Origin of the sequence: Hwangdonia sp. (genome assembly GCF_048381975.1) — a bacterium.
In the GTDB taxonomy this organism is placed as follows: Bacteria; Bacteroidota; Bacteroidia; order Flavobacteriales; family Flavobacteriaceae; genus Hwangdonia; species Hwangdonia seohaensis.
Genome location: NZ_JBLWYT010000001.1, coordinates 132,663 through 157,952, shown reverse-complemented (window position 1 = coordinate 157,952; position 25,290 = coordinate 132,663). Strand labels below are relative to the sequence as shown.

The following is a 25,290-nucleotide window of genomic DNA, read 5'->3' as shown; positions in this document are numbered from 1 at the left end:
AATAAAACAACAATTAAGCCATAATGGGTTTTAAAACTGCTAAGGCTTGTTTTACAGATTTTATGGATTCAAAAGTAAGTAATAAACGTAAACCATTTCGGGTTTGCTTTTCTTTCATCTTACAAATTCCAGGGTTTGATTGTACAAATTTAAGAACTTTTGTAAAGTTATCGCTTTGATAAAACGGACTTTGTTGGTCGTTTACAAAATACCCGACAAATTTGCCTTTTTTCATTATTATTTTTTCAAATCCTAACTTGGTTGCTATCCATTTTAATTGGACACTATTTAGTAAATCGGTCACTTGTGTGGGCAACTCTCCAAAGCGGTCTATCAGTTCGGTTTCAAATTTTTGCAATTCCGCTTCGGTATTAAGGTTATTTAATTGTGTGTATAAGTTTAAACGCTCGGTAATATTGTTTACGTAATCGTCTGGAAATAGCAACTCAAAATCAGTGTCAATAGTTACCTCTTTTACATAAACCTTATCGGTTTTATCTTCATTGTACAAATCTTTAAACTCGTTTTCTTTGAGCTCTTCAATGGCTTCGTTTAGTATTTTTTGATAGGTATCGAAACCTATTTCATTTATAAATCCGCTTTGTTCGCCACCCAATAAATCGCCAGCGCCACGGATTTCCAAATCTTTCATGGCGATGTTAAAACCACTTCCAAGTTCTGTAAATTGCTCTAAAGCGGTGATGCGTTTTCTCGCATCATCGGTCATTGCCGAATATTCCGGTGTTATAAAATAACAGAACGCTTTTTTATTGCTTCGCCCCACTCGCCCACGCATTTGATGTAAGTCGCTCAACCCAAAATTATTGGCATTATTGATAAAAATGGTGTTAGCGTTTGGCACATCCAATCCACTTTCAACAATGGTAGTGCTCACTAAAACATCAAATTCGCCATCCATAAAAGCCAACATGAGCTGCTCCAATTTTTTGCCTTCCATTTGGCCGTGGCCAATACCAATTTTAGCATCGGGCACCAACCGCTGCAGCATGCCCGCAACTTCTTTGATGTTTTCTATGCGATTATGAATAAAGAATATTTGTCCGCCTCGTTGAATCTCATAACTCACTGCATCCCGAATGGTTTCTTCGTTAAACCGGATAACATGGCTTTCAATAGGGTAACGGTTTGGTGGCGGCGTTGTAATGACCGATAAATCGCGCGCCGCCATTAAACTAAATTGCAAGGTACGCGGAATGGGTGTTGCGGTTAGCGTTAGCACATCCACATTATCCTTTAAAGTCTTTAATTTTTCCTTTACGGCCACACCGAATTTTTGCTCTTCGTCAACAATCAACAATCCCAAATCTTTAAATTTGACGTTTTTATTGACGAGCTGATGCGTGCCGATAATAATATCAACATGTCCTTTTTCCAGACCTTCCAAAGTTTCTCGTTTTTCTTTGGCTGTTCTAAAGCGGTTTACGTAATCTACGGTAACTGGAAAGTCCTTTAAACGCTGCTTAAACGTTCTGGAGTGCTGGTATGCCAAAATGGTAGTTGGCACCAAAACAGCCACTTGTTTTCCGTTATCAACGGCTTTAAAAGCAGCGCGAATGGCTACTTCGGTTTTACCAAAACCAACATCGCCACACACCAATCGATCCATAGGGCGTTCGCTTTCCATATCGGCTTTAATATCGGCAGTTGCCGTACTTTGGTCCGGCGTATCCTCATAAATAAAAGAGGCTTCCAACTCATGTTGCAAATAGCTGTCCGGATTGTACCGATAGCCCTTTTGTGTTTTTCGTTTGGCGTAAAGTTTTATTAAGTTAAAGGCCACGTGTTTTACACGGGCTTTGGTTTTTTGTTTAAGGGTTTTCCAAGCTTTACTGCCTAATTTATAAATTTTTGGCGGCTTGCCATCTTTACCGTTAAACTTCGTGATTTTATGTAACGAATGAATGCTTAAATACAGCACATCGCGCTCGCCATAAACCAACTTTATGGCTTCTTGTTTTTTACCCTCGACATCTATTTTTTGAAGACCACCAAAACGCCCAACGCCATGGTCGATATGTGTTACATAATCGCCAATACCTAAATTAGTAAGCTCTTTTAAAGTAATGGCCTGCTTTTTGGCATAACCGTTTTTAAGATGAAATTTATGATAGCGTTCAAAAATTTGATGATCGGTATAACAAACGATTTTGTTGTCGTGATCTATAAAGCCTTGATGCAACGATAAAATGATGGTTTGGTATTGCTTGACATCGAGATTTGAATCGTCAAAAATATCATGAAAACGTTTGGCTTGCTGCTCGCTAATACAGGCAATATAATTGGTGTAACCGTTTTCGTGGTTGGTGTTTAAGTCTTCTATTAAAAGATTGAACTGCTTATTGAATGATGGTTGTGGTGTTGTTTTAAATTCAATTTGGTTTACGTCATTTCGAGGAGCTTGCGACGTGGTAACCTCTTCCTTTGAAACAGATTGCGACGTTTCACTCGCAATGATGTTATTATTAAAAACCGATGTTGTTCCAAACTCAACAATAGAAAAATCCAATAATTGTTTTTTTAATACAGCTGAATGAGCAAACAATGCTTTGGGTTCGGCGTGTTTTAAATCTGAATTGAGCGCTTTAAAAGCGTCTTCGGCTTTTTCGTAAAAATCGTCTATTCTTGAAAAAAACAAGTCGGCATTTTTAAAACAAACCACTGTTTTTTGAGCGATGTATTTTAAAAAGCTTTGACGTTTTTCCTCAATGAGCTTATTGGCTACATTGGGAATGATATTGATTTTTTTAATCTGTTCGACAGAGAGTTGTGTTTCTACATCAAAGGTTCTGATGCTATCTACCTCATCGCCAAAAAACTCGATACGATAGGGCTGGTCGTGCGAAAACGAAAACACATCCACAATACCACCACGTACCGAAAACTCACCGGGTTCGGTTACAAAATCGACGCGTTTAAATTGATATTCAAAAAGTACTTCGTTTACAAAATCGATGGATATTTTATCGTTTACCGATACTTTTAGGGTGTTGCGCTCCAACTCTTTTCGGGTGACCACTTTCTCGAAAAGCGCATCGGGATAGGTAACAATTATGGCCGGTTTTTTTTGCGAATTAATACGGTTTAAAACTTCGGCACGAAGCAGCACGTTCGCATTGTCGGTTTCCTCTATTTGGTAAGGTCTGCGGTAACTTCCGGGGTAAAACAGCACGTCTTTGGGGTTGCACAATTGTTCTAAATCGTTTAGATAATGTGCCGCTTCTTCTTTATCGTTAAAAACAATTAGAAAAGGTTTTTCGGCCTGCTTAAAAACATTTGAAATAACAAAGGACAAAGAGGAGCCAACGAGCCCTTTTAAATGTGTTTTACTTTGATTTTGGGCAATAGCAGTTTGCAGATTTTGCATGTGCAAAGTCTGTGAATAGGTTTGCGAGAGGATGGATTTACTCACCTAATTATTAGATTTTAAGATTGCAAATATACGGTTTAGAATTATTTTTATAAGGATTTGCCAAAAATTCGAAAATGTTTGTTTTTGAACAGCACCAACGAATTTTTTGGGTACACTTGTGTTTAGGCATTTTTAATCCTGAACTTAAGATTACGTATGTTAGTACTGGTTTTGCGTTAGCGATTGAAACGGCATCCTTTTAAATAGAAAAAAACTGCCTAAAAGCAGTTTTTTCTATTTAAAAGATATAGTGGAAAGCGCGACCCTTTTTATTTTTCTTAAAAAGGGTAACGCCCCAATAATTTGAAATTTATTCGCTTAAAAGCTGCAGCTTGTAATTTCGGTAACCCGAAGTGTGTTTACCATGCCCTTTTCTTTTATTGGCATTGCCGCTAAGCTTATTAACATATCGCCCGTTTCCAAATAGCCTTTTTTACAAGCTATGGCGTTTACGTCTTCAATAGTTTGGTCAGTGCTTACATACTTATCGTAATAAAAAGCCTGAACGCCCCACAGCAAACTAAGGCGTGTTAAAATACGCTTGTTTGAGGTGAATACCAAAATGTGCGATGACGGTCTCCAAGCCGAAATTTGAAACGCGGTATAACCACTATTTGTTAGTGTTGAAATGGCTTTGGCATTAATTTCGTTGGCCATGTTTGCCGCGTGGTAACAGATGGATTTTGTGATGTAGCGATTGGTACGGATATGTGGCGGCAATTGCGGCACTTTAATTAAATCGGAGTTTTCTACGCTTATTAAAATGTCTGCCATTTGCTTAATAACCTGCACGGGGTAACTACCTACCGAGGTTTCGCCCGAAAGCATAACCGCATCTGCACCGTCCATTACCGAGTTTGCAACATCGTTTACCTCGGCCCTTGTTGGGGTTAAACTGGAAATCATGGTTTCCATCATTTGCGTTGCTATAATTACCGGAATTCTGGCTTTTTTGGCACGTAGCACCAATTGTTTTTGGATAAGCGGAACTTCTTCAGCCGGTACCTCAACACCTAAATCACCACGGGCTACCATTAATCCGTCGCAATGCGCTATAATTTTATCAATGTTTTCAACCGCTTCAGGCTTTTCGATTTTAGCGACAATAGGAATTTTGTAATCATTATGTTTACTGATTAAATCGCGCAGTTGCATTAAATCTTCGGCATGACGCACAAATGATAACGCAATCCAATCGACACCCTGCCCAATGGCAAAAATGGCATCTTCGATATCTTTTTCGGTCAAAGCCGGTTGGGAAATATTGGTATTGGGAAGGTTTACGCCTTTTTTCGATTTTAACGGCCCGCCTTGAATTACGCGTGCCTTTACTTCGGTTTTCTTATTGGTAGAAACCACTTCAAAAATTAATTTCCCATCGTCTAAAAGAATGCGTTCGCCCGGGTTTGCATCTTGCGGGAACCTATCGTAGGTCATATAAACACGTTCTTTTGTGCCTTCAAAACGCTCGCCGGTTGCAAATATTATTTCATCGCCTTCATTAACAACAACATCGCCTTTCATGACGCCCACACGAAGTTTAGGCCCTTGCAAATCGGCTAAAATTGCCGCCGTAAAACCAAACTCTTTGTTGAGTTCGCGTATCATTTTTATACGGGCTTCGACATCTTCATATTTTGCATGGGAAAAGTTAATTCTAAATACATTAACCCCCTCTTCAAGCATCCCTTTTAAAATTTCTTTGGTGCTTGTGGCTGGCCCTAATGTGGCTACTATTTTGGTTTTTTTTCTTATCGGCATTAGTTAAAAATTAAATTATCTTTTGATTTTAGTTGATTAACATCAACGCTAAAGGCAGTGGCAACTTGCGGTATATTTAAAATACTATTTAAAATATAAGCTTCTTTACTGAAATTGTTGTCGTTATCTATTTTTAAAAAATAGTTTACACCTTTATGTTCTGGTATTAAATTAAATGTTTTTGTTATTTGCTCTTGTGTGTTAAATAATGATTGTTGGTTATTTTGTGGCACAGCTTCGTGAGTTTTACAAATATTAGACACTAAACTCCAGGTTGTAAGCTGTTTGTTGTCTTCCCATTCAAAAATGGAATACGTCGATTTATCTTTGTTATAATCCAAATCCAATGGCTTTCTAACAAGGCTTATTCCTAAATGTTTATTAAGCATATAGGCTAACCTGTAATCTTCAATGGTGCAATGAATTGCAATTAAGGTGTACAGTGCTTCTTCAAAAACATCATCTAAAACAAGTTTGTGAACAGCCATAACTCTTCATTAATAACTGTAAATATAGTATTTATAATAGTTAATTGTAATAAGTTTGTCTTAATCTTAACGATAAACGCTACTAAAACGTTGTAGTTGATTTTACTGAAAAAGTGTTTTTAAATCATTTTTGACATCCTTTTCTGAAACGCAAAAAAAGCACGCTTAGACGCTTTTTCTTCGGCCTTTTTCTTTGAAGTGGCTCTTGCTTTGGCTATAACTTTTTCGTCGATTGAAAGTTTTACCGAAAAATGCCTAACTTCATCATTCCCGGTATCTTCGTAGACATTGTACCTAAATGTTTTCTTTTCTTTCTGGCACCACTCAATGAGTAAACTTTTGTAGCTAATCACTTTTCCTTCTAAGGTTTCAATATCTACATAAGGAATTATAACGCGTTTGAATATAAACTTCTCGCAGTATTTATAGCCCCTATCCAAAAAAATGGCGCCTACTAAAGCTTCAAATAAATTGCCGTGAATATTATCTCCAAATTGTCCTGACGGAATTTTGCTTTCTACCAAATCTATCAGGTTTAAGTCTCTCCCCAGTTCGTTTAAATGTTCTCTACTTACAATTTTAGAACGCATTTTGGTGAGATAACCTTCATCGCCACTGGGTACTTCGAGGTACAAATGCGATGCAATAACAGAGCTTAACATGGCATCGCCTAAAAACTCTAAACGTTCGTAATTTATAGCATTGCCCTTACCATCTTTTATGTTCATTGAACGATGCGTAAATGCCGTGCTGTAAAACTTTAATTTCTTTGGTTTAAACCCAAGGATTTTAGTTAATTGTATAAAAAAATTCCCGTTGCGTTTAAAACGGGAATTTAATATGTTACGAATGTTTTTCATTCGGGATTCAATCTAATTTCTTGAACAATACACAAGCGTTATGTCCGCCAAATCCAAATGTATTACTCATAGCTACTTTAACATCTCGTTTTTGAGCCTTGTTTAATGTTAAATTTAATTCAGGATCAATGTTCTCATCCACCGTTGTATGGTTAATGGTTGGTGGTACAATACCGTGCTCCATCGCCAATATAACCGATATGGCTTCAATGGCTCCCGCTGCACCCAACAAGTGCCCTGTCATTGATTTGGTTGAATTAATATTTATGGTTTTTGCATGACTGCCAAACACTTTTGAGATGGCCTTAAGTTCTGCCACGTCTCCTAAAGGTGTTGATGTTCCATGTGTATTGATATGGTCTACATCTACTGGTTGAAGCCCTGCATCTTTTAAACAATTTTTCATTACCTCAACAACCCCAATACCTTCTGGATGTGGCGCCGTCATATGATAAGCATCGGAAGATAATCCTCCTCCTGCTACCTCGGCATAAATTTTAGCACCTCTTGCCTTGGCATGCTCGTACTCTTCTAAAATTAAAGCCCCGGCACCCTCGCCTAAAACAAAACCATCTCGGGTTCCATCAAAAGGCCTTGAAGCTGTTTCTGGACTTTCATTTCTGGTAGATAGTGCGTGCATAGCATTAAAGCCGCCCATACCGGCAATGGTTACAGCCGCTTCACTTCCTCCGGTTACCACGACATCGCAATACCCTAAACGTATAGAGTTTAAAGCATCGAACATGGCGTTGGCTGAAGATGCACACGCTGAAACGGTGGTGTAATTTGGCCCCATAAAACCATGTTTTATAGAGATGTTTGCAGGTGCAATATCTGCTATCATTTTAGGAATAAAGAATGGGTTAAATCTTGGTGTGCCATCGCCTTCTGCAAAGTTTAAAACTTCTTGCTGAAAGGTTTCCAAACCACCAATACCTGCGCCCCATATAACACCAACACGCAATTTATCGACTTTCTCAAGGTTTAATTTGGAATCTTCAATGGCCTCGTCTGCAGCTACCATAGCATATTGTGCAAACTTATCCATTTTCCGGGCTTCCTTCCTATCAAGAAAATCTGTTGCGTTAAAGTTCTTAACCTCGCAAGCGAATTTGGTTTTAAACTTCTCGGTATCATAATATGTTATAGGCGCAGCACCACTTTTCCCACTAACTAAACCGTCCCAATATTCATCTTTGGTATTGCCAATTGGTGTTAAAGCCCCTAATCCTGTGACTACAACTCGCTTTATTTCCATAAATTTCAGTGCTTATTTTGCAGCTTCAATATAAGATATAGCTTGACCTACTGTTGCAATGTTTTCAGCTTGATCGTCTGGAATTTGGATATCGAATTCTTTTTCAAATTCCATAATTAATTCTACAGTGTCTAAAGAGTCTGCTCCTAAATCGTTAGTGAAGCTAGCTTCTGTTACAACTTCGTTTTCATCAACTCCTAATTTATCAACGATAATCGCTTTTACTCTTGATGCAATGTCTGACATAATATTTTAATTTTAAGTTTTAATTAGTTGGCAAAAATAAAAAACTTTATTTTTAAAACACACCTTTACTTTAAAAATGTGTCGGTAATTTACTAAAATTACTTTTAAGTATTTATATTTTCGCAGCTAATTGTTAATAATTATTCTTTTTTGTTTGAATAATATTAACATTATAAGCTATAATATGAAATGTGCTTGATAATTTTGCTGAACATTGTTGTAATTTCGATTTACGAATGGCACCCGATATTAATTTTAAAATAAAAACCAACAGATGAAACGTATTGTAATTTTTGCGTCCGGAAGTGGTACTAATGCTGAAAATTTAATTAAGTTTTTTCAAAACAGCCATAATGCGTCTGTTATTCAGGTACTTACCAACAATCCTCATGCCAAAGTTTTAGAACGATGTAAAAAACTGAAAATCAGTGCTTTATCCTTCAACAAAATAGCATTAACAAAAACTGAAGATGTGTTGAATATTTTAAAAGCATCGCAGCCAGATTTAATCGTGTTGGCCGGTTTTTTATGGAAATTCCCCGATAATATTTTAAACGCATTCCCTAATAAAGTGATTAATGTGCATCCGGCTTTATTGCCCAAATATGGTGGCAAAGGCATGTACGGTATGCATGTGCACAACGCGGTGGTTGCCAATAAGGAAAAAGAAACAGGCATTACCATCCATTATGTAAATGAACATTATGATGAAGGCGCCATTATTTTTCAGGCGAGATGCGATGTGGATCCAAATGATTCAGCCGAAGATGTTGCGGCTAAGATTCATGAATTGGAGATGGAACATTTTCCGAAGGTAGTTGAAAAACTTTTAAATGGATAATTCAATGAATGCTGAAAGTATTAAGGGTAAGTTTAAGGTCATTGAAAGTTTTGCAATTAGAACTAAAAAGGAGTTTTACTTGATTGGGAATCTTACAGAAGGACAAATACGAAAAAAATGGTTTGTTTATGTTGTTTTAAGCGGTTCATTATCTTTGACATTAAGAGTTTCTAATATTGAAGAAGTAGAAATATCAGGTGAAAACGAAAAGTATAAATTTTTAACTGTTTCAGGAGATAATGAAACTTTAAATATACTACTTGGGCTTAAAATTGGTAATGAAAACCTTAATATTACGATAGAAGGTAACGATTAATAGATTCCCGCCTTCGCGGGAATGACAAAATGAGCAAAAAAAAGAAAAAATATTATACCGTTTGGAAAGGCCACAAAACAGGGGTTTTTGAAACATGGGACGATTGCAAAGCCCAAATAAAAGACTACCAAGGCGCGGTATACAAATCGTTTTTAACTTTTGATGCTGCAAAAAAAGCCTTAAAAGGGAACTTCAAAGATTATATTGGTAAAACCTCAAAATTTAAAAGTGAGCTTTCTGAAGCGCAATTAAAAAAAATAGGGCTGCCCAATTACAATTCCATTTCAGTTGATGCCGCTTCCAGCGGAAACCCAGGCAAAATGGAATACCGAGGTGTTGATACCAAAACAAGAAAGCAGCTTTTTATTCAGGGTCCTTTTGAAGAAGGTACCAATAACATAGGCGAATTCCTTGCCATTGTTCATGGTTTGGCATTGCTTAAAAAAAACAATAGCGACCGCACTTTGTATACCGATTCCAGAACCGCGATAAGTTGGGTTAAAAAGAAAAAATGCAACACAAAGCTTGAACGCAACGAAAAGAACAAACCCCTGTTCGAACTTGTTGATAGAGCCATCGATTGGTTGAAAACCAACAGCTACAAAACCGTTATTGTAAAATGGGAAACCAAAGCTTGGGGAGAAATTCCTGCGGATTTTGGGCGAAAATAAGCTAATTTAGTAAGCCAACAGGGTTTATTTATGAATGTTATGAGAACCCAAAAATAGCGTATGCCATATTTATCAAAATTACATATCAACACAGATAAAAAACACCCATTCCCTTTTGATGTTCCTGCTGTGAAATATGCCAAAAACATCGACCTATCAAATCCAATTACATTTTTGGTAGGCGAAAACGGCACTGGAAAATCAACATTGTTGGAAACTTTGGCTTGTCGTTTACAACTGCCCCATATAGACGGCTCAAGCTATTCAAAAAACAGTTTTGATGTGGCCAAAACACTATTGCCCTATTTGGAATTATCGTGGAACATGGAGCGGTCTGTTGGCTTCTTTTTTATGGTGAAGATTTTGGAGACTACCTGAACAGCGTCCATAGGGTGGGAACTAAAATTCAAGACCAAATGGGAGATTTACCAGACAGTATTCCGAAACACGTTATTGACCAAATGAAGGAAAGTGCAAATTATCAATTAAAACGAATGCGATTAGATTATGGGCAAGAACTCAATACGTTTTCGCATGGTGAAGCCTATCTGCATATCATGAACGAAATGATAAACAGCAGAGGCATTTATCTTTTGGATGAACCAGAAGCAGCATTATCTCCAGCAAAACAACTTACGCTTATTTACTTTTTAAACAACCATCTTCAACAACACAACTCGCAATTTATTATTGCAACGCATTCGCCCATGTTACTGGCTTATCCCAAAGCATCTATTTATGAAATTACACCGGAAAGCATGAAACAAACAGCCCTTGAAAATACAGATCATTACTCGGTAACTAAATCATTTTTAAACAACCCAAATGCTTTTTTAAGGCATTTTGATTCTGGATATTAAGGTGTATTATTCAAAAAAATATTCGTGTATTCGTGGCTAAAACACTTATATTTGCAAAAAATTATAACACCTTTTTATGGGTAAATTAGTAATAGTGGGCACCATGGCTTTTGATGCCATTGAAACGCCTTTCGGAAAAACCGATAAAATTCTTGGTGGAGCTGCCACTTTTATTGGTCTTGCAGCGTCTCATTTTAATGTTGATGCCACAGCCGTTTCAATTGTTGGTGGCGATTTTCCTCAAGATTATTTAGATTTATTATCAAACAAAAAAATCGATCTCACTGGAGTAGAAATTGTTGAAAATGGTAAAACGTTTTTTTGGAGCGGACGTTACCATAACGACATGAATTCCAGAGATACGCTTGTTACAGAATTAAATACGCTCGCCGATTTTAACCCTGTTGTGCCAGAAAATTACCGTAATGCCGATGTGGTTATGTTAGGAAACTTGCATCCTATCGTCCAATCTAGCGTGTTAGACCAAATGACTACCAAACCAAAATTAGTCATTTTAGATACTATGAATTTTTGGATGGATTCAGCTTTAGATGATTTGCACAACGTTATAAAACGTGTTGACGTGATTACTATAAACGATGAGGAAGCACGACAGTTAACTGGTGAATATTCGTTGGTTGTTGCAGCCAAAAAAATACACGAGATGGGACCAAAATACGTCGTAATTAAAAAAGGCGAACATGGGGCGTTGTTGTTTCATCACGACCACGTGTTTTTTGCACCCGCTTTACCGCTTAAAGAGGTTTTCGATCCAACAGGCGCTGGCGATACCTTTGCCGGAGGATTTGCCGGTTACATTGCAAAAACAGGAGACACCTCGTTCGACAACATGAAAAACGCCGTGATATATGGCTCGACATTAGCATCGTTTTGCGTTGAAAAATTCGGAACCGAACGTATGGTTAATCTAACGAATGAAGAAGTGCACAAACGCCTATTGCAATTTAAACAATTAACGCAATTTGATATAGAATTAGCATAAACAAACGCGCTCATAAATAGAGCGCGTTTTTATTTTAAGATAAAGCTTCAAAATAATTATATTTTTAAAACAATAAATTGTTATTCCTCCGAAAGCAGGAATCAAAACTCAAATAAAACGCAAAATGAGTGATGCATTAAAACACGAATGTGGCATAGCCATGATAAGGCTTTTAAAACCACTGGAATACTATAAAGAAAAATACGGCAGCGCATTTTATGGTGTGAATAAAATGTACTTAATGATGGAAAAACAGCACAACCGTGGGCAGGACGGAGCTGGTTTTGCAAGTATTAAACTAGACACCAAACCAGGCGAGCGCTACATAAGTAGAGTACGCTCGATAGCGCAACAGCCCATTCAAGATATTTTTGCACAGATTAACCAGCGAATTAATAAAGAACTTACCGAGCATCCTGAATATGCCGATGATGTTGCTGCACAAAAAAAGCACATTCCGTATATAGGCGAAGTTCTTTTGGGGCACGTGCGTTATGGAACTTTTGGTAAAAACAGCGTAGAAAGTGTACATCCGTTTTTAAGACAAAACAATTGGATGCACAGAAACTTAATTATGGCTGGAAATTTCAACATGACCAATGTTAAAGAGCTATTTAGCAATTTAATTGAGTTAGGGCAACACCCAAAAGAATACACCGATACCATAACCATTATGGAAAAAATCGGTCATTTTTTAGATGATGCCGTAAGCAAAATTTATAAAGACCTAAAAAAAGAAGGCTATAATAAGCAAGAAGCTTCTCCGTTAATCGCAGAACGCTTAAAAGTAAGCAAAATATTACGACGAGCTGCAAAAAATTGGGATGGTGGTTATGCTATGGCAGGACTTATTGGCCATGGCGATGCTTTCGTTTTAAGAGACCCTGCAGGCATTCGCCCTACCTATTATTATAAAGATGAGGAAATAGTTGTGGTCGCTTCAGAGCGTCCCGTAATTCAAACGGTTTTTAATGTGGATTTTAAAGATGTTAAAGAATTAAAACCGGGGCATGCAATCATTACCAAAAAATCAGGCAAGGTATCCATTAAAAAAATATTAGAACCTTTAGAAAGGAAATCCTGTTCGTTTGAGCGCATTTATTTCTCCCGAGGAAGTGATGCCGAAATATACCAAGAACGCAAAACGCTAGGGAAGCTATTGATGCCTAAAGTTTTGGAAGCTATTGATGATGATACAAAAAACACCGTGTTTTCATATATCCCAAATACAGCCGAAACATCCTTTTTCGGAATGATAGAAACCGTTGAAGATTACTTAAACGAAAAGAAGACAGAAGCCATTTTAAAAGGTGGTGGTAAAATGTCTGCCAAAAAAGTCACGGAAATTTTAGAAGAAAGACCGCGCATTGAAAAAATAGCCATAAAAGATGTTAAGCTACGAACCTTTATAACCGAAGATAGTAGTCGCAACGATTTGGTGGCCCATGTTTACGATGTAACTTATGGCGTTATAAAACCAACCGATAATTTGGTAATAATTGACGATAGTATTGTACGTGGCACCACTTTAAAAATGAGTATTCTTAAAATGCTGGACAGATTGCATCCTAAAAAGATTGTAGTCGTTTCCTCGGCGCCGCAAATACGCTACCCAGACTGTTACGGCATTGATATGGCAAATCTTGAAACACTCATAGCTTTTAGAGCTGCATTGGCCTTGTTAAAAGACAGAAACATGTACCATATCGTTGAAGATGTTTATAATAAATGTTTGGTACAAACCGAATTGGACGATAAAGACGTTAAGAATTTTGTTAAGGAAATTTACGACCCTTTTACTGATGAAGAAATCTCGGATAAAGCTGCCGAATTATTAAGTGACGAATGTATAGAGGCGGAGGTTAAAATTATTTTTCAGCCTGTAGAAAATTTACATAAAGCTTGCCCAGATCATGCTGGTGACTGGTACTTTACGGGAAACTATCCAACCGTTGGTGGAAACAGGGTTGTAAACAGGGCTTTTATTAATTTTTACGAAGGCAATAAGGAACGGGCTTATTAAGTTATAAAAGTATAACCTACTAGTAGAGGATTATTGCATAAAAACATTTAATCTGAAAAAAACGACCGTTCGTCTAAAAAATAATCGTTTTCTATTAAATACGCATAAATTGGTATCACCATAACATAAGTAGGTTAAGTTCATGGTAGATTTGGGGCAAAAAAAGGTGAACTTCTGTTCGCCTTTTTTTATGCATTTTACTTTTTTATCACACTATAATTGCAACAAGTCTTTTTTCCTTAAACATTCAGTGTTATCTCATTTAAGCCAATATATAAGCCGTTTAACTAAAATATTTTAGCGGGCTGTTTCAACGTTATATATTTGTTCCACCATAACATAAGTAGGTTAAGTTTATGGTAGATTTGGGGCAAAAAGGTGAACATCTGTTCACCTTTTTCATTTTATATCGTCTCCAGAAAATTAGAAGTTTCTTTTTTATATTAATTCACCATTTTCAAATCGTTTATCCTACACTGAATTTAAAATATTGGATAACCTAGTAAAAAGGTCGAGAAACGATGATAATAATCGACTTCAAAAGATATCTATAGCAAAATGGAATGCATAGTCTTATTTTAGAAAGACTAAACCGATTAGATATGTAGCGTAATAACAGGTAGCCCCGTTAAGGTTAATCCAACTTATCCGTTAGTTTAACAAACACTTTTTTAGGGTTTTTGTTTTCATATAAAACCTCATATACGGCATTTATAATAGGGATTTTTGCTTTTTTCCCGTTCTTTTCGTGAAGTAAATGTGCACTTTTTGTAGCATAATAACCTTCGGCAACCATATTCATTTCCATTTGAGCCGATTTTACGGTGTAACCCTTGCCAATCATGTTTCCGAACATACGGTTTCTGGAAAAGACAGAGTAACCCGTTACCAATAAGTCGCCCAAATATGCCGAATTGTTAATGTTGCGTTTCATTTTGTGGCGCTTTTTTATAAACCGTTTCATTTCCCGAATGGCATTGCTCATTAACACACTTTGGAAATTATCGCCATAACCCAATCCGTGGGCAATTCCTGCGGCAATAGCATAAATGTTTTTAAGCATAACGGCATATTCAATACCAATAATATCGTCGCTAATGGTCGTTTTAATGTAATGGCTGGACAAATTATCGGCTATATTTTGAGCCTTTTCAGCGTCGGAACACGATACCGTTAAATACGATAAGCGTTCTAAAGCAACCTCTTCTGCATGACAAGGACCAGCAATTACGGCAATATTATCGTACGGGATTTTATAAACATCATGAAAATGTTCGCCAACCAACAATCCCGTTTCGGGCATGATACCTTTTACGGCCGAAACAATGATTTTGTTTCCAATATTGGTGGTTAATTTCTCCAATTCCGAATGCATAAAAGCCGAAGGAATTACAAATATTAAAACATCGGCATATTCGGCAATTTCATTAATATCGTTACTTAGCTTTAATTGCTCTAAATGAAACTCGACCGAGCTTAAATAATTCGGGTTGTGTTGTTCTTTTAACAAATGTTCTTTGGTATAAACACTGCGCATGTACCAACCCACTTCATCTAAATTTTCGCAAAGCATTTTTACAATGGCAGTTGCCCAACTTCCTGCGCCAAAAACCGCATATTTTAAAGGTTTATCCATAAAAAACATAATTATTTGAATCTCAAAAATACGTAAAAAAACAATCATTTTTAAGCCCATAAAATATTCGCACTCGTTTTTTGGCACGCGTTTTGAAACTGTGTAAATAGAAACCCTAAAAATGTTTGATTATGAAGACTGTAAAAATACTTTTAACCTTTGCTTTATCAGCAACACTATTTACATCTTGTTATGTAGAAAATAATATAATTGATGAGGAGCCAACAATTTCGATAAACCAATTGTTAAGTTCTTACGAATTATGGTATGTAGATATTAATAGCACGAGTGGCTACGGCACCACACCGTTTTTGCAAAAAGCGTTTACCATTTCGTTTAAAAACGGCGTTATGTTTGCTAACAACAATTTGGTTGGTATTGGCAGCAGTGGCAGTGGTTACGGTATTGCAGTTGCCGATTACAATGCTTACGATATGATTTTAGATGTAAACCACGATGTGGATGGGTTTGAAACTTTTGATGTGTATCAAATAGATAATAATACGATTGAATTATACAATCCAAATAATGACACCTCGTATTTTTTAGACGGTTACCAACGTAGTAATTTCGATTACGATTTTGTGTTCTACGACAATATTCATTATTTCTTACAGGAATACGAAGCTTGGGAAAAAACTTATACCAGTGAGTTTGGTGCCATTAACGAATTTGACAACGAAAACTATTTGCAGTTTTTAGCCGGAGGAAGCGACGATACTTTTAGAAGCTCGCAGGACGAAAACGGGACAAGTCTGAATAATCTTGTTTGGGATTACACCGGGTTTTATGGCGTTGGAAATATTACCGGAAATTCAAAACTTAAAACTTTAACATTAGATTATGATTCCTTCGACAATGAACATTTCGAATTAAGCGTTTTAAATGATGCCAAGATAGAATTGTTTCACCCGGCATCTGAAACCGTTTACGAGTTTGAAGGTCGAGGGTACATTCAGTATCTAAAAAATGATGGTGTAAAAAGAAAAGAAACCCTTAAAAGAAACGACATGCGTAAGGAAAGAAAAAATAAAGTAGACAACCCAAGAAAAAACACTAGGGTTTAATAAAAATTTTGGTTGGTTATTTAGTTGAGAAACTGTTTAGGGCACTTTGCTTTAAGCAGTTTCTTTTTGGTTTAAAAACAAGCATGTTGACCAATTAAAATTACTCATATTAATCAGAAATAATTTCAATTTCGTGTTATCTATTTGTTCAATGGTTATAATCAAGTTTATATTCTTGGTTCTAAAAGGCGTAGCGTTCTTAAATCTTTTTTTACTTAATATGTGACTATTAAATTCTTGCTGTGTCTTAACATATGTATCGATAAAATAATGTATTTTAACCTGAACAAAAATTAATTAGTAACACTTAAAAAAACAAAACAAAAATGGGACTATTTTCATTCATTAAAAACGCGGGCGCCAAAGTATTTGGCATTGGGAAAACAGATGCTGAAGAAGCTGCCGAAGCAGCGGCTGCTAAACTTAAAGCTGAAGCAACGGCTGCGGCAAGTTTACAAGAAACAGTTGGAGATTTACAATTACAGGTAGAAAACCTTAATATTCATATTGCTGGCGATACAGCAACAATTACAGGAAAAGCATACAACCAAGCTACAAAAGAAAAAGTAGTTTTGGTAGTGGGCAACTCAAACGGTATTGCGACTGTGGACGACCAAATGACGGTTGAGCACGTTGAGCCAGAAGCACAATTTCACACCGTAGTAAGTGGCGACACGCTAGGGAAAATAGCTAAAAAATATTACGGCAATGCGATGAAATATCCAGAAATTTTTGAAGCTAACAAGCCTATGCTTACCGATCCGGATAAAATTTATCCAGGCCAAGTATTGCGCATACCTGCCTTAGACTAATTTAAAGTACCTACTTTATATGCAAAAAGCCAACTTAAAAATAAGTTGGCTTTTTTGTCTTTTTATCCTTTACTGAAATAAAGTAGCTGCTTTTTCTTTCTACAGAAGTGCTATCCTAATTTTGTGCTTGTTGCTTAGCCTCTTCAATCATTTTTTCGCTCGGTACAATGGCGACGTTTACACGACGGTTTTTTGCGCGCCCTTCGGCTGTAGCGTTATCGTGCATGGGCTGCGATTCGCCAAACCAATTGGTAGTAAAACGCCCAGAACTCAAACCTTTTCCTTTTAAGTAATTTGTAACGGCATAGGCCCTGTTTTTTGAAAGCACCATATTCGATTCATCGCTACCTACACTATCAGTGTGTCCAACCACAAGAATATTGGTATCTGGATATTCTTTAAATACATTCGCCAATTTATTCAAAGTTTCCTGTGAAGCAGAATTGATATTATATTTAGCAGTAGCAAAGTAAACGCCACTATTTTCATCAAAAGTGACTACAATACCGTTATCTACGCGCTCGACTTGCGCTCCAGGAATTTCTTCTTCAATTTTCTGAGCTTGTTTATCCATTTTGTTGCCAATAAGCACGCCTGCACCACCACCAACAACGCCTCCAATAACAGCACCTAATTCGCCATTACCGCCTTTACCAACATTGTTTCCGATAATGGCCCCCAAAATAGCGCCACCCGTTGCACCAATTACAGCGCCTTTTTGTTTGTTGTTTGCATTTTCAATAGCCTTACAGTTAACTAGACTAATAGCCAAAACCAAGCTTAAAAAAGTTATTCCTATTTTTTTTATATACATTTTCATCATTTTATATTTTATATTGTTTTTTTGAAATTAGACCGATTGAATTCAATCTATTATTGTGGGATAAAATTCATGGTAATAACAAATGGTGCACCGTCAAGCATAACGGTCTGCTCCCATTGCATTGAGGTTTCGGACAAGGCTTTCAGCTTTATTCTAAACCCTTGATTGGCCTCCGATTTTCCTTTTTCGTTGGTCGGTTTCAATAGAAAATCATATAGCCCGGTTTGAGCGTCAACTTCTTGAATTGTGAAATTAAAATACCTGTCGCCGGTGGCACATTCCGTATTGTTTATAGCATACGTTCCGGTGTTGTTGTTTGGTACAAATTGCCACGCGCTGCCTTCAAAACATGCTTTTGAGACATCGTTTAGCAAAGTAACATTGTAGGTACCTGATTTATTATAGCTAACCGAGGTTAACGTCCAATTTCCTTTAATTGTTTTATTGGCTTGTCGTACGGTTTTTGATGTTCCGCAAGATACAAAAGTGATTATTAATAGTACTATTAGTAGGTTTTTCATAATGTTTATTGTTTTTAATATGTCATCAAATCTAGATATAAGCGTTAAATTACATTGATGCTTTTGATTAAAATATTAATACGTTTACTAATACATACGATAAATAATGTGAAGTTGGATTTAATAAAATGCTTACAAACAGATTTTCTTGAAAACATTAATTAAACAAGTAAAATGACAGACTAAAATACTTAACTTATTTGCAATCCATTTGAAACTTTAGAATCATCAGGGTTTACAAACACAAGCTTTCCATCAGGGGTTTCGGTCATTAAAATCATACCTTGACTTTCTACACCTCGAAGCGCTCTTGGAGCAAGATTTACCAAAACGGTTACTCTTTTTCCAACCACTTCTTCGGCCGTAAAGCTTTCTGCAATTCCAGAAACTATGGTGCGTACATCAATACCCGTATCTACTTTTAGCTTTAACAACTTTTTGGTTTTGGGCATTTTTTCGGCTTCCAAAATCGTACCAACCCGAATATCCAATTTGGTAAAATCCTCGAAGGTAATGGAGTCTTTTTGTGGCTCAACAGTGGCATTTGCTATTTCATTGGCTTTTTTACTGGCTACTAATTTATCCAATTGCTTTTGAATGGTGTCATCTTCAATTTTAGAAAACAGCAATTCTGCCTTTCCTATTTCATGGTTTGCTGGAAGTAACACGTCTTTGGTACTTACTTCGTTCCATGTGTTCTCGATACGATTCTCTGCTGTCGAATCACTCGAACTGAGATTAAGGATGCCTTTTAACTTATTTGAAGTAAACGGTAAAAACGGTTCGCTTAAAGTGGCCAATGCCGATGCTATTTGAAGCGCAACATACATGATGGTTTTGGTGCGCTCTTCATCAACTTTAATTATTTTCCAAGGTTCTTCGTCAGCCAAATATTTATTGCCTAATCGGGCTAAATTCATAAGTTCTTGTCCCGCTTCCCTAAATCGATACCGTTCAATAGAACTCGCAATCACATCTGGATAGGCTTTTACCGTTGCCAAAGTCTCGTTATCTATTGGCGATAACTCATTGGGCGCAGGCACAACACCGTTGTAATATTTATTGGTTAGCACCACAACACGATTGATAAAATTGCCAAAAATAGCCACCAATTCGTTATTGTTTCGTGCTTGAAAATCTTTCCAAGTAAAATCGTTGTCCTTAGTTTCTGGGGCGTTTGCGGTTAAAACGTAACGCAGCACATCTTGCTGGTTTGGGAAATCCTGCAAATACTCCGTTAACCAAACGGCCCAATTTTTGGAAGTTGATAACTTATTGCCTTCTAAATTCAAAAACTCGTTTGCGGGCACATTTTCCGGTAAAATATAAGAACCTTCCGCCTTTAGCATGGCCGGAAAAATGATACAGTGAAATACAATATTATCCTTACCTATAAAGTGTACCAATTTTGTGTTTTCGTCTTTCCAATAAGGCTCCCAATCTTTCCCTTCGCGAGCGGCCCATTCTTTGGTTGACGAAATATAACCTATGGGCGCATCAAACCAAACGTAAAGCACTTTACCTTCGCCACCTTCGGCGGGTACAGGAATGCCCCAATCTAAATCGCGGGTTACGGCACGCGGACGCAAACCATCGTCAATCCACGATTTTACTTGTCCGTATACATTGGGCTTCCAATCTTTTTTATGTCCTTTTAAAATCCATTCCTTTAAAAAATCCTCATGTTTATCCAAAGGCAAAAACCAGTGTTTGGTTTGTTTTAAAGTGGGAACATTACCTGTAATGGCCGATTTCGGATTTATTAAATCGGTAGCATTATGGCTAGTGCCACAATTTTCACATTGGTCTCCGTAGCTTTCCTCGTTGCCACATTTTGGGCACGTGCCTATAACAAAACGGTCTGCCAAAAACTGGTTGGCTTCTTCATCAAATAATTGCTCGGTGGTTTCTTCAATAAACTCACCTTTATCATTTAAAGTGGTAAAAAATTCCGATGCAGTTTTATGATGAATTTTAGCCGATGTACGCGAATAATTATCAAAGGTTATCCCAAAATCCTCAAAAGATGCTTTGATTATAGCATGGTATTTATCGACTATATCCTGCGGAGAAACACCTTCGCTTTTTGCTTTAATGGTGATGGGCACACCGTGTTCGTCGCTTCCGCAAACAAAAAGCACATCGTTTCCGGTTAAACGTAAATAGCGTGCGTAAATATCGGCCGGTACATAAACACCCGCTAAATGCCCGATGTGAATGGAGCCGTTGGTGTACGGTAATGCAGCGGTAATGGTATATCGTTCTGGTTGATTCATTGTGAAATTCGAATTAAACTGCCATTGTGAGATTTTTGGTAAAAACTATGGTGATCTGCTAAATTTTGAAAAGATTACCACGTCGCTTCTCTCCTCGTAATGACGTTAGATTTTAACAAGCCGTAAAAGTACGCATTTTGAAGGCTATTTAGAAAAAAATATCTGCTTTTCGTGGTAGCAAAAAACTTGTTTTTTCAAACTTACATACATTGCTTTTTTTCCTACATTTGAAATAAAAAGGCTAATGAAAAACCAACTTCTTCTATTTTGTCTATTTATAATTTCATTTTATGGTATAGGCCAAAACGATGCTGATTCTACTCAGGTTAAACAGAACCCTATAATTTATGGCGATTTTATGATAGGTGGCGCTGGAGGAGAAGCTAGAGGATTATCTTTTGTGTTTGATTTAAATTATCAGTTTAACAAAGATTTAATCACGTTTAGAAGTTTACATCTACTCGATAAAAATGAAGATGTGAATTTTTTTGAAGCTATTTTTATATTTCCTATTTATATGGGCGGTGATTCTATGAACGAATTCTCTTTGCTTTATGGCAAACGCTTTATTTTTGATGGGTCTGCACTTAGTATATCTGCCGGGGTATCTCAGAACTTAAGGAAATTCGAAGAAACAATTAACAATACTAAAGTTTCGCAAAGAAGTTCTTATATTGGAATCCCTTTTGAAGTAAACTTTAATTCCTTTAAGAGAGTTAAAAAGAGATACCGAATTGTTTATGGTTTAATCCCGATTGGAAAACCAACTTCTTTTGGAAGATCGATAGGGTTCAAGCTTTTTGGGAATTTTGGCAAGTTTAATTATTTTGGACTTGGTATTAATTTTGGTTGGGGCTGGCACAAAAAATATTAAATTATGAAATTAAAAAAACTAATGGTATGTTTTCTATTATTAATAGGAACATTTGAAGCTTTTTCACAAAACAAATTGATTCAACCACCTTATTTAAAGGCTGGAGATACGGTTGCTATTGTTGCGCCTTCGGGCATTTTAAAAAATAAATTAAAGGAAATGGAAGCCACCAGAACACTTCTTAAAAGTTGGGGCTTGCACACCGTTGTTGGAAAACATGTTTTTAACCAAGCAAATCATTTTGCGGGAACCGATAGCGAGCGTTGTGAAGACTACCAAAACGCTCTGGACGATCCTACAATAAGTGCCATTATGTGTGCTCGCGGTGGCTACGGAACGGTTAGGATTCTTGATAAATTGGATTATACAAAATTTAAAAACCACCCAAAATGGCTGATTGGATATTCTGATATTACGGCTTTGCACAATCAATTGCATAACGAAGGTTTTGAAAGCCTTCATGCTATGATGTGCACGAGTATGATTGATGATTTGGAAGCCATTAAAGAAACAATTTCAACCTTTAAAGATGCTATTTTCGGAAAGCCTTTAAGCTATACCCTAGAAGGTTCTGAGTATAATAAATCGGGCAGCAGTTCGGGACAGTTGGTTGGTGGCAACTTAACTTTATTGCATACCATGTTGGGCTCTGAAACCAGTATAGATGTGTCTGGAAAAATACTGTTTATTGAAGAAGTTGGTGAACACAAATACCACATAGACCGGATGTTACAAAGCTTAAAACGTGCTGGTTATTTCGATAACTGTAAAGGCGTAATTGTGGGCGATATAAATAAGATACGAAAAAACACAACGCCTTGGGGAAGCTCGATAGAGCAGCTTATTTTAGATGCTTTGGCAGATTATGATTTCCCGATTGCGTTTAATATGCCCGCCGGACACGAGGACGATAATCGTGCTTTGATTTTGGGACGAACAATTAAATTGACCGTTGATAAAGATAAAAGTTTGGTTGTTTTTGAGGAGTAATAAAATATAAACACCTAAAAACCAGTATGTTTTGCTAATGTCATATTTAAAGGTTATCTTTGTGCCAATTCGTGATACAACATGACAACAAATTATTTTTTATATAAACAAGCAAGTTCTGTTGAGGTATTTCAATCAATACCTTATTTGCACGATGATATTTTTTTAAATCACTCCAAAGAGTTTATTCTATAATCCCTGTCAAGACTCAAGACAGGGCATTTATACAGTTTTACAGAATACATTTTAATCATTATTTTCCTTTTTTTAATGCTGCTTTTTACGGTTAAACGCCTGCATGATTTATGCTGTGTTTAATGGTTTGGGTCAAAAACAAAAGCCTTAAAAAAAAGAAAGTTTTAAATATCAATATTATGTCAGATCAAGTTATTTTAACAACCGGAATTTACGATATGATCAAAGATCACGTAAGAAGAAAAAAAGTAACCCAACAAGAAGAAGAGCTATTGCTTGAAGAATTAAGAGGGGCTAAACAGGTGCGTCGAAGAGAATTACCAAACGACGTTGTAACGGTAAACCGTAGAGTAAAAATTATGGACCACACAGCGAATAAAGAAGAGGAATACATTTTCGTTTCAACCGATAAAAAGAATAACAAAAAGCGTAAATCTTCAATTTTAAGTGATGTTGCCGTGGCTACAGTTGGCCGAAAAGTTGGCGATTTAATTACTTGGCCTTTTAGAAATGGTGAGAAAAAGTTGGAGATTTTACACGTTGAAGAATTTCACCAAGCTTAAGTATAAGCTACTCTAATATTTTTAAAAAACCTTGGATTTATAAATTCAAGGTTTTTTTGTTTTTAATAAAAATTTCTTGAAACGAACCATCCTCGAGACAGAGTCATAGAGGTATTTCGCTCGTATCATTTTGACCTTAGAATCAAAAACCGAAATTTGTTATTTAGATTCCCGATTTCTCGGGAATGACAATTTCAACGGAAACCCCGAGGCAGAGCCTCAAGGAATCCTTTTCGATTAAAACCCGCGCTCCTTTTGCAACTGCTCATAAGCCATTTGCACTTGCCTGAATTTTTCTTCGGCGCCATTTTGGTGTTCTTTACCTAAATGGATGACTTTATCGGGGTGGTATTTTTTTGCCATTTTACGGTAGGCCCTTTTTACATCATCATTGGTAGCGCTTTTATCAATCTCCAATATTTTATAGGCGTTGTCGCTACTGTTGTAAAACATGGCTTTAATACTCTCGTAATCGCGCGAACTAATACCCAAATAACCGGCGATGGTATAAATTTGTTTCACCTCGTTTTCGGTAACAAAGCCATCGGCTTTGGCTATACCAAATAAAAAATGGATGAGCTGTAAACGCGACGGATGATCCATCATTTGTTTAATTTGCAAACACACCGGCCTTACCGAAATGTTTTGTTTGCTTATATTTTTAAACAATTTAAAAGCTCGATTTGCACGTTCTTTGCCGTACATGTTCAAGAATTGCTGCCGTACGAAATCCAGTTCGCGTTGGTCTTGTTTTCCATCGGCCTTGATAACTACCGATGCCAAAACCAAAAGGCTTACTTCAAAATCGCCCGATTGTGTTTGTGGACGTTGTCTGGGTTGTGTTCTGTAGGTCGATCTTCCGCGACTTCTGGATTGCCTTTCGCCCAAAAGCGGATCGTTACTACCGTTTGTCATTGAATCTATTAGGCTTCCAATGGCTAATCCGATTATGGCCCCAATTGGCCCACCGAACGACCAGCCTAAAGCACCACCTATCCATTTTGAAAAACTCATGTTATTTTCTTGTTTTATTATCGCCCAAATATACTATTGTTAGTTGAACTTTATAGGGTTTTGTTACATTTCGACGGTGACTGTTTTGAGCAAAGTTGAAATGCCCAATGCAAACCCCTGCGTTAAGGATAGAAGCGGCATCCTTTTGCTTTTTTGCAAAAGATATAGCGGATAGCCTGACCTTATAACGCCATAAGCGTTTTAAGGGAACGCCCTAACCCTAATTACACGTTTTTTGATTAACTTTGCAGCATAATTATTAATAATAAAAAATTAAGATATGTATCCAGCAGAATTAGTAAAACCAATGCGCGAAGATTTAACCAATGTTGGTTTTGAAGAGTTACAAACTGCCGAGGCTGTTGATGCTGCTTTAGCAAAGGAAGGAACGACTTTAGTGGTTGTAAATTCGGTTTGTGGTTGTGCAGCGGCCAATGCGCGCCCAGGGGCGAGAATGAGTTTGCAAAATGCCAAACGACCAGACCATATTACAACTGTTTTTGCAGGTGTTGATAAGGAGGCTGTTGATAAGGCACGAGAATATATGATTCCCTTTCCTCCAAGTTCACCTTGTGTGGCCTTGTTTAAAGATGGCGAATTGGTGCACATGTTAGAGCGCCACCACATTGAAGGCAGACCAGCAGAATTAATTGCTGAAAACTTGGTTGATGCCTACAATGCGCACTGTTAAAATTTAGATGTATTTCAATTGGGCTAGTTATGTAGCCTAATAAATAGAATGAACATTAGACCTGTTATGTT

General features: G+C 36.9%; 24 protein-coding genes. 13 read left to right on the top strand and 11 right to left on the bottom strand.

All coding sequences use genetic code 11. From position 1 onward, the window contains the following. Positions 1-13: 13 nt before the first annotated feature. From mfd to ACN5J7_RS00685, 6 genes are all read right to left on the bottom strand, one after another. Positions 14-3,430, bottom strand: a complete 3,417-nt coding sequence (gene mfd, locus ACN5J7_RS00710) for a transcription-repair coupling factor (RefSeq protein ID WP_418602264.1) — start codon at positions 3,428-3,430, stop codon at positions 14-16. Between the two features lie 318 nt (positions 3,431-3,748). After that, positions 3,749-5,191 (bottom strand): pyruvate kinase, encoded by a 1,443-nt coding sequence (pyk, locus tag ACN5J7_RS00705; protein WP_418602263.1) that lies wholly within the window; start codon positions 5,189-5,191, stop codon positions 3,749-3,751. Further along, on the bottom strand, positions 5,191-5,679 hold the full coding sequence (locus tag ACN5J7_RS00700) for an IPExxxVDY family protein (protein WP_418602262.1): 489 nt from the start codon (positions 5,677-5,679) through the stop codon (positions 5,191-5,193). Before ACN5J7_RS00700 ends, pyk begins: the two co-directional genes overlap by 1 nt. Positions 5,680-5,798: 119 nt before the next feature. Further along, complete coding sequence (gene rnc, locus ACN5J7_RS00695) at positions 5,799-6,539, bottom strand: ribonuclease III (protein WP_311936637.1); 741 nt, start codon at positions 6,537-6,539, stop codon at positions 5,799-5,801. Between the two features lie 7 nt (positions 6,540-6,546). After that, entirely contained in the window at positions 6,547-7,797 is a 1,251-nt protein-coding gene (fabF, locus tag ACN5J7_RS00690; protein ID WP_311936634.1) for a beta-ketoacyl-ACP synthase II, read from the bottom strand. Positions 7,798-7,809: 12 nt separating this feature from the next. Beyond that, positions 7,810-8,043, bottom strand: coding sequence for an acyl carrier protein (locus ACN5J7_RS00685; RefSeq protein WP_007647141.1), 234 nt, complete (start codon positions 8,041-8,043; stop codon positions 7,810-7,812). A 274-nt stretch (positions 8,044-8,317) separates the two neighbouring features. Between ACN5J7_RS00685 and ACN5J7_RS00680 the strand changes: the two genes are divergently transcribed. The 7 genes from ACN5J7_RS00680 to ACN5J7_RS00650 all read left to right on the top strand — a co-directional run bounded on the left by ACN5J7_RS00680 (position 8,318) and on the right by ACN5J7_RS00650 (position 13,757). Next, the gene (locus ACN5J7_RS00680) at positions 8,318-8,884 is read left to right on the top strand and encodes a phosphoribosylglycinamide formyltransferase (RefSeq protein ID WP_418602261.1); all 567 of its coding nucleotides are present in this window, start codon (positions 8,318-8,320) and stop codon (positions 8,882-8,884) included. Beyond that, positions 8,877-9,200 (top strand): hypothetical protein, encoded by a 324-nt coding sequence (locus tag ACN5J7_RS00675; RefSeq protein ID WP_311936597.1) that lies wholly within the window; start codon positions 8,877-8,879, stop codon positions 9,198-9,200. Before ACN5J7_RS00680 ends, ACN5J7_RS00675 begins: the two co-directional genes overlap by 8 nt. 29 nt (positions 9,201-9,229) lie before the next feature. Continuing rightward, positions 9,230-9,871, top strand: a complete 642-nt coding sequence (locus tag ACN5J7_RS00670; RefSeq protein ID WP_418602260.1) for a viroplasmin family protein — start codon at positions 9,230-9,232, stop codon at positions 9,869-9,871. A gap of 60 nt (positions 9,872-9,931) precedes the next feature. Further along, positions 9,932-10,249: an AAA family ATPase gene (locus ACN5J7_RS00665; RefSeq protein ID WP_418602259.1), complete on the top strand. Its 318-nt coding sequence runs from the start codon at positions 9,932-9,934 to the stop codon at positions 10,247-10,249. A 38-nt stretch (positions 10,250-10,287) separates the two neighbouring features. Further along, a complete protein-coding gene (locus tag ACN5J7_RS00660) occupies positions 10,288-10,731 on the top strand; it encodes an AAA family ATPase (RefSeq protein WP_418602258.1) in 444 nt (147 codons plus the stop codon). Between the two features lie 76 nt (positions 10,732-10,807). Then, entirely contained in the window at positions 10,808-11,734 is a 927-nt protein-coding gene (locus ACN5J7_RS00655; protein WP_418602257.1) for a PfkB family carbohydrate kinase, read from the top strand. A gap of 124 nt (positions 11,735-11,858) precedes the next feature. Next, the gene (locus ACN5J7_RS00650; RefSeq protein WP_418602256.1) at positions 11,859-13,757 is read left to right on the top strand and encodes an amidophosphoribosyltransferase; all 1,899 of its coding nucleotides are present in this window, start codon (positions 11,859-11,861) and stop codon (positions 13,755-13,757) included. 634 nt (positions 13,758-14,391) lie between these two features. Here ACN5J7_RS00650 and ACN5J7_RS00645 read toward each other — a convergent pair. Next, positions 14,392-15,393 carry an NAD(P)H-dependent glycerol-3-phosphate dehydrogenase gene (locus ACN5J7_RS00645; RefSeq protein ID WP_418602822.1) on the bottom strand — a complete coding sequence of 334 codons (1,002 nt, stop codon included), beginning with the start codon at positions 15,391-15,393 and terminating at the stop codon, positions 14,392-14,394. Positions 15,394-15,524: 131 nt separating this feature from the next. Between ACN5J7_RS00645 and ACN5J7_RS00640 the strand changes: the two genes are divergently transcribed. Then, entirely contained in the window at positions 15,525-16,460 is a 936-nt protein-coding gene (locus ACN5J7_RS00640) for a nicotinic acid mononucleotide adenyltransferase (RefSeq protein WP_311936584.1), read from the top strand. A gap of 326 nt (positions 16,461-16,786) precedes the next feature. After that, on the top strand, positions 16,787-17,272 hold the full coding sequence (lysM, locus tag ACN5J7_RS00635) for a peptidoglycan-binding protein LysM (RefSeq protein ID WP_311936581.1): 486 nt from the start codon (positions 16,787-16,789) through the stop codon (positions 17,270-17,272). A gap of 115 nt (positions 17,273-17,387) precedes the next feature. Here the strand turns inward: lysM and ACN5J7_RS00630 are convergent, their stop codons facing one another. The 3 genes from ACN5J7_RS00630 to metG all read right to left on the bottom strand — a co-directional run bounded on the left by ACN5J7_RS00630 (position 17,388) and on the right by metG (position 20,892). Further along, on the bottom strand, positions 17,388-18,092 hold the full coding sequence (locus ACN5J7_RS00630) for an OmpA family protein (protein WP_311936578.1): 705 nt from the start codon (positions 18,090-18,092) through the stop codon (positions 17,388-17,390). A 53-nt stretch (positions 18,093-18,145) separates the two neighbouring features. Next, a complete protein-coding gene (locus ACN5J7_RS00625; RefSeq protein ID WP_418602255.1) occupies positions 18,146-18,616 on the bottom strand; it encodes a lipocalin family protein in 471 nt (156 codons plus the stop codon). A 191-nt stretch (positions 18,617-18,807) separates the two neighbouring features. Further along, positions 18,808-20,892, bottom strand: coding sequence for a methionine--tRNA ligase (gene metG, locus ACN5J7_RS00620; protein WP_418602254.1), 2,085 nt, complete (start codon positions 20,890-20,892; stop codon positions 18,808-18,810). A 244-nt stretch (positions 20,893-21,136) separates the two neighbouring features. Here metG and ACN5J7_RS00615 point away from each other — a divergent pair, with 244 nt between their 5' ends. The 3 genes from ACN5J7_RS00615 (at position 21,137) to ACN5J7_RS00605 (ending at position 23,514) form a co-directional block, all read left to right on the top strand. Continuing rightward, positions 21,137-21,766, top strand: coding sequence for a hypothetical protein (locus ACN5J7_RS00615; protein ID WP_311936574.1), 630 nt, complete (start codon positions 21,137-21,139; stop codon positions 21,764-21,766). A 3-nt stretch (positions 21,767-21,769) separates the two neighbouring features. After that, positions 21,770-22,756, top strand: a complete 987-nt coding sequence (locus tag ACN5J7_RS00610) for a S66 peptidase family protein (protein ID WP_418602253.1) — start codon at positions 21,770-21,772, stop codon at positions 22,754-22,756. A 374-nt stretch (positions 22,757-23,130) separates the two neighbouring features. Beyond that, the gene (locus tag ACN5J7_RS00605; RefSeq protein WP_418602252.1) at positions 23,131-23,514 is read left to right on the top strand and encodes a GreA/GreB family elongation factor; all 384 of its coding nucleotides are present in this window, start codon (positions 23,131-23,133) and stop codon (positions 23,512-23,514) included. 237 nt (positions 23,515-23,751) lie between these two features. Here the strand turns inward: ACN5J7_RS00605 and ACN5J7_RS00600 are convergent, their stop codons facing one another. Beyond that, positions 23,752-24,528: a TerB family tellurite resistance protein gene (locus ACN5J7_RS00600; protein ID WP_418602251.1), complete on the bottom strand. Its 777-nt coding sequence runs from the start codon at positions 24,526-24,528 to the stop codon at positions 23,752-23,754. 280 nt (positions 24,529-24,808) lie between these two features. Between ACN5J7_RS00600 and ACN5J7_RS00595 the strand changes: the two genes are divergently transcribed. Continuing rightward, on the top strand, positions 24,809-25,219 hold the full coding sequence (locus tag ACN5J7_RS00595) for a BrxA/BrxB family bacilliredoxin (protein WP_311936565.1): 411 nt from the start codon (positions 24,809-24,811) through the stop codon (positions 25,217-25,219). Positions 25,220-25,290 lie beyond the last annotated feature (71 nt).

Coding starts and splice junctions, on each gene's coding strand:
- ACN5J7_RS00610 (WP_418602253.1), top strand. CDS start 21,770: ATGAAATTAAAAAAACTAATGGTATGTTTTCTATTATTAATAGGAACA.
- pyk (WP_418602263.1), bottom strand. CDS start 5,191: ATGCCGATAAGAAAAAAAACCAAAATAGTAGCCACATTAGGGCCAGCC.
- ACN5J7_RS00660 (WP_418602258.1), top strand. CDS start 10,288: ATGGGAGATTTACCAGACAGTATTCCGAAACACGTTATTGACCAAATG.
- ACN5J7_RS00615 (WP_311936574.1), top strand. CDS start 21,137: ATGAAAAACCAACTTCTTCTATTTTGTCTATTTATAATTTCATTTTAT.
- rnc (WP_311936637.1), bottom strand. CDS start 6,539: ATGAAAAACATTCGTAACATATTAAATTCCCGTTTTAAACGCAACGGG.
- fabF (WP_311936634.1), bottom strand. CDS start 7,797: ATGGAAATAAAGCGAGTTGTAGTCACAGGATTAGGGGCTTTAACACCA.
- ACN5J7_RS00640 (WP_311936584.1), top strand. CDS start 15,525: ATGAAGACTGTAAAAATACTTTTAACCTTTGCTTTATCAGCAACACTA.
- ACN5J7_RS00595 (WP_311936565.1), top strand. CDS start 24,809: ATGTATCCAGCAGAATTAGTAAAACCAATGCGCGAAGATTTAACCAAT.
- ACN5J7_RS00605 (WP_418602252.1), top strand. CDS start 23,131: ATGTCAGATCAAGTTATTTTAACAACCGGAATTTACGATATGATCAAA.
- ACN5J7_RS00665 (WP_418602259.1), top strand. CDS start 9,932: ATGCCATATTTATCAAAATTACATATCAACACAGATAAAAAACACCCA.
- lysM (WP_311936581.1), top strand. CDS start 16,787: ATGGGACTATTTTCATTCATTAAAAACGCGGGCGCCAAAGTATTTGGC.
- ACN5J7_RS00670 (WP_418602260.1), top strand. CDS start 9,230: ATGAGCAAAAAAAAGAAAAAATATTATACCGTTTGGAAAGGCCACAAA.
- ACN5J7_RS00680 (WP_418602261.1), top strand. CDS start 8,318: ATGAAACGTATTGTAATTTTTGCGTCCGGAAGTGGTACTAATGCTGAA.
- ACN5J7_RS00645 (WP_418602822.1), bottom strand. CDS start 15,393: ATGGATAAACCTTTAAAATATGCGGTTTTTGGCGCAGGAAGTTGGGCA.
- ACN5J7_RS00685 (WP_007647141.1), bottom strand. CDS start 8,043: ATGTCAGACATTGCATCAAGAGTAAAAGCGATTATCGTTGATAAATTA.
- ACN5J7_RS00700 (WP_418602262.1), bottom strand. CDS start 5,679: ATGGCTGTTCACAAACTTGTTTTAGATGATGTTTTTGAAGAAGCACTG.
- ACN5J7_RS00655 (WP_418602257.1), top strand. CDS start 10,808: ATGGGTAAATTAGTAATAGTGGGCACCATGGCTTTTGATGCCATTGAA.
- metG (WP_418602254.1), bottom strand. CDS start 20,892: ATGAATCAACCAGAACGATATACCATTACCGCTGCATTACCGTACACC.
- ACN5J7_RS00625 (WP_418602255.1), bottom strand. CDS start 18,616: ATGAAAAACCTACTAATAGTACTATTAATAATCACTTTTGTATCTTGC.
- ACN5J7_RS00675 (WP_311936597.1), top strand. CDS start 8,877: ATGGATAATTCAATGAATGCTGAAAGTATTAAGGGTAAGTTTAAGGTC.
- ACN5J7_RS00650 (WP_418602256.1), top strand. CDS start 11,859: ATGAGTGATGCATTAAAACACGAATGTGGCATAGCCATGATAAGGCTT.
- ACN5J7_RS00630 (WP_311936578.1), bottom strand. CDS start 18,092: ATGAAAATGTATATAAAAAAAATAGGAATAACTTTTTTAAGCTTGGTT.
- ACN5J7_RS00600 (WP_418602251.1), bottom strand. CDS start 24,528: ATGAGTTTTTCAAAATGGATAGGTGGTGCTTTAGGCTGGTCGTTCGGT.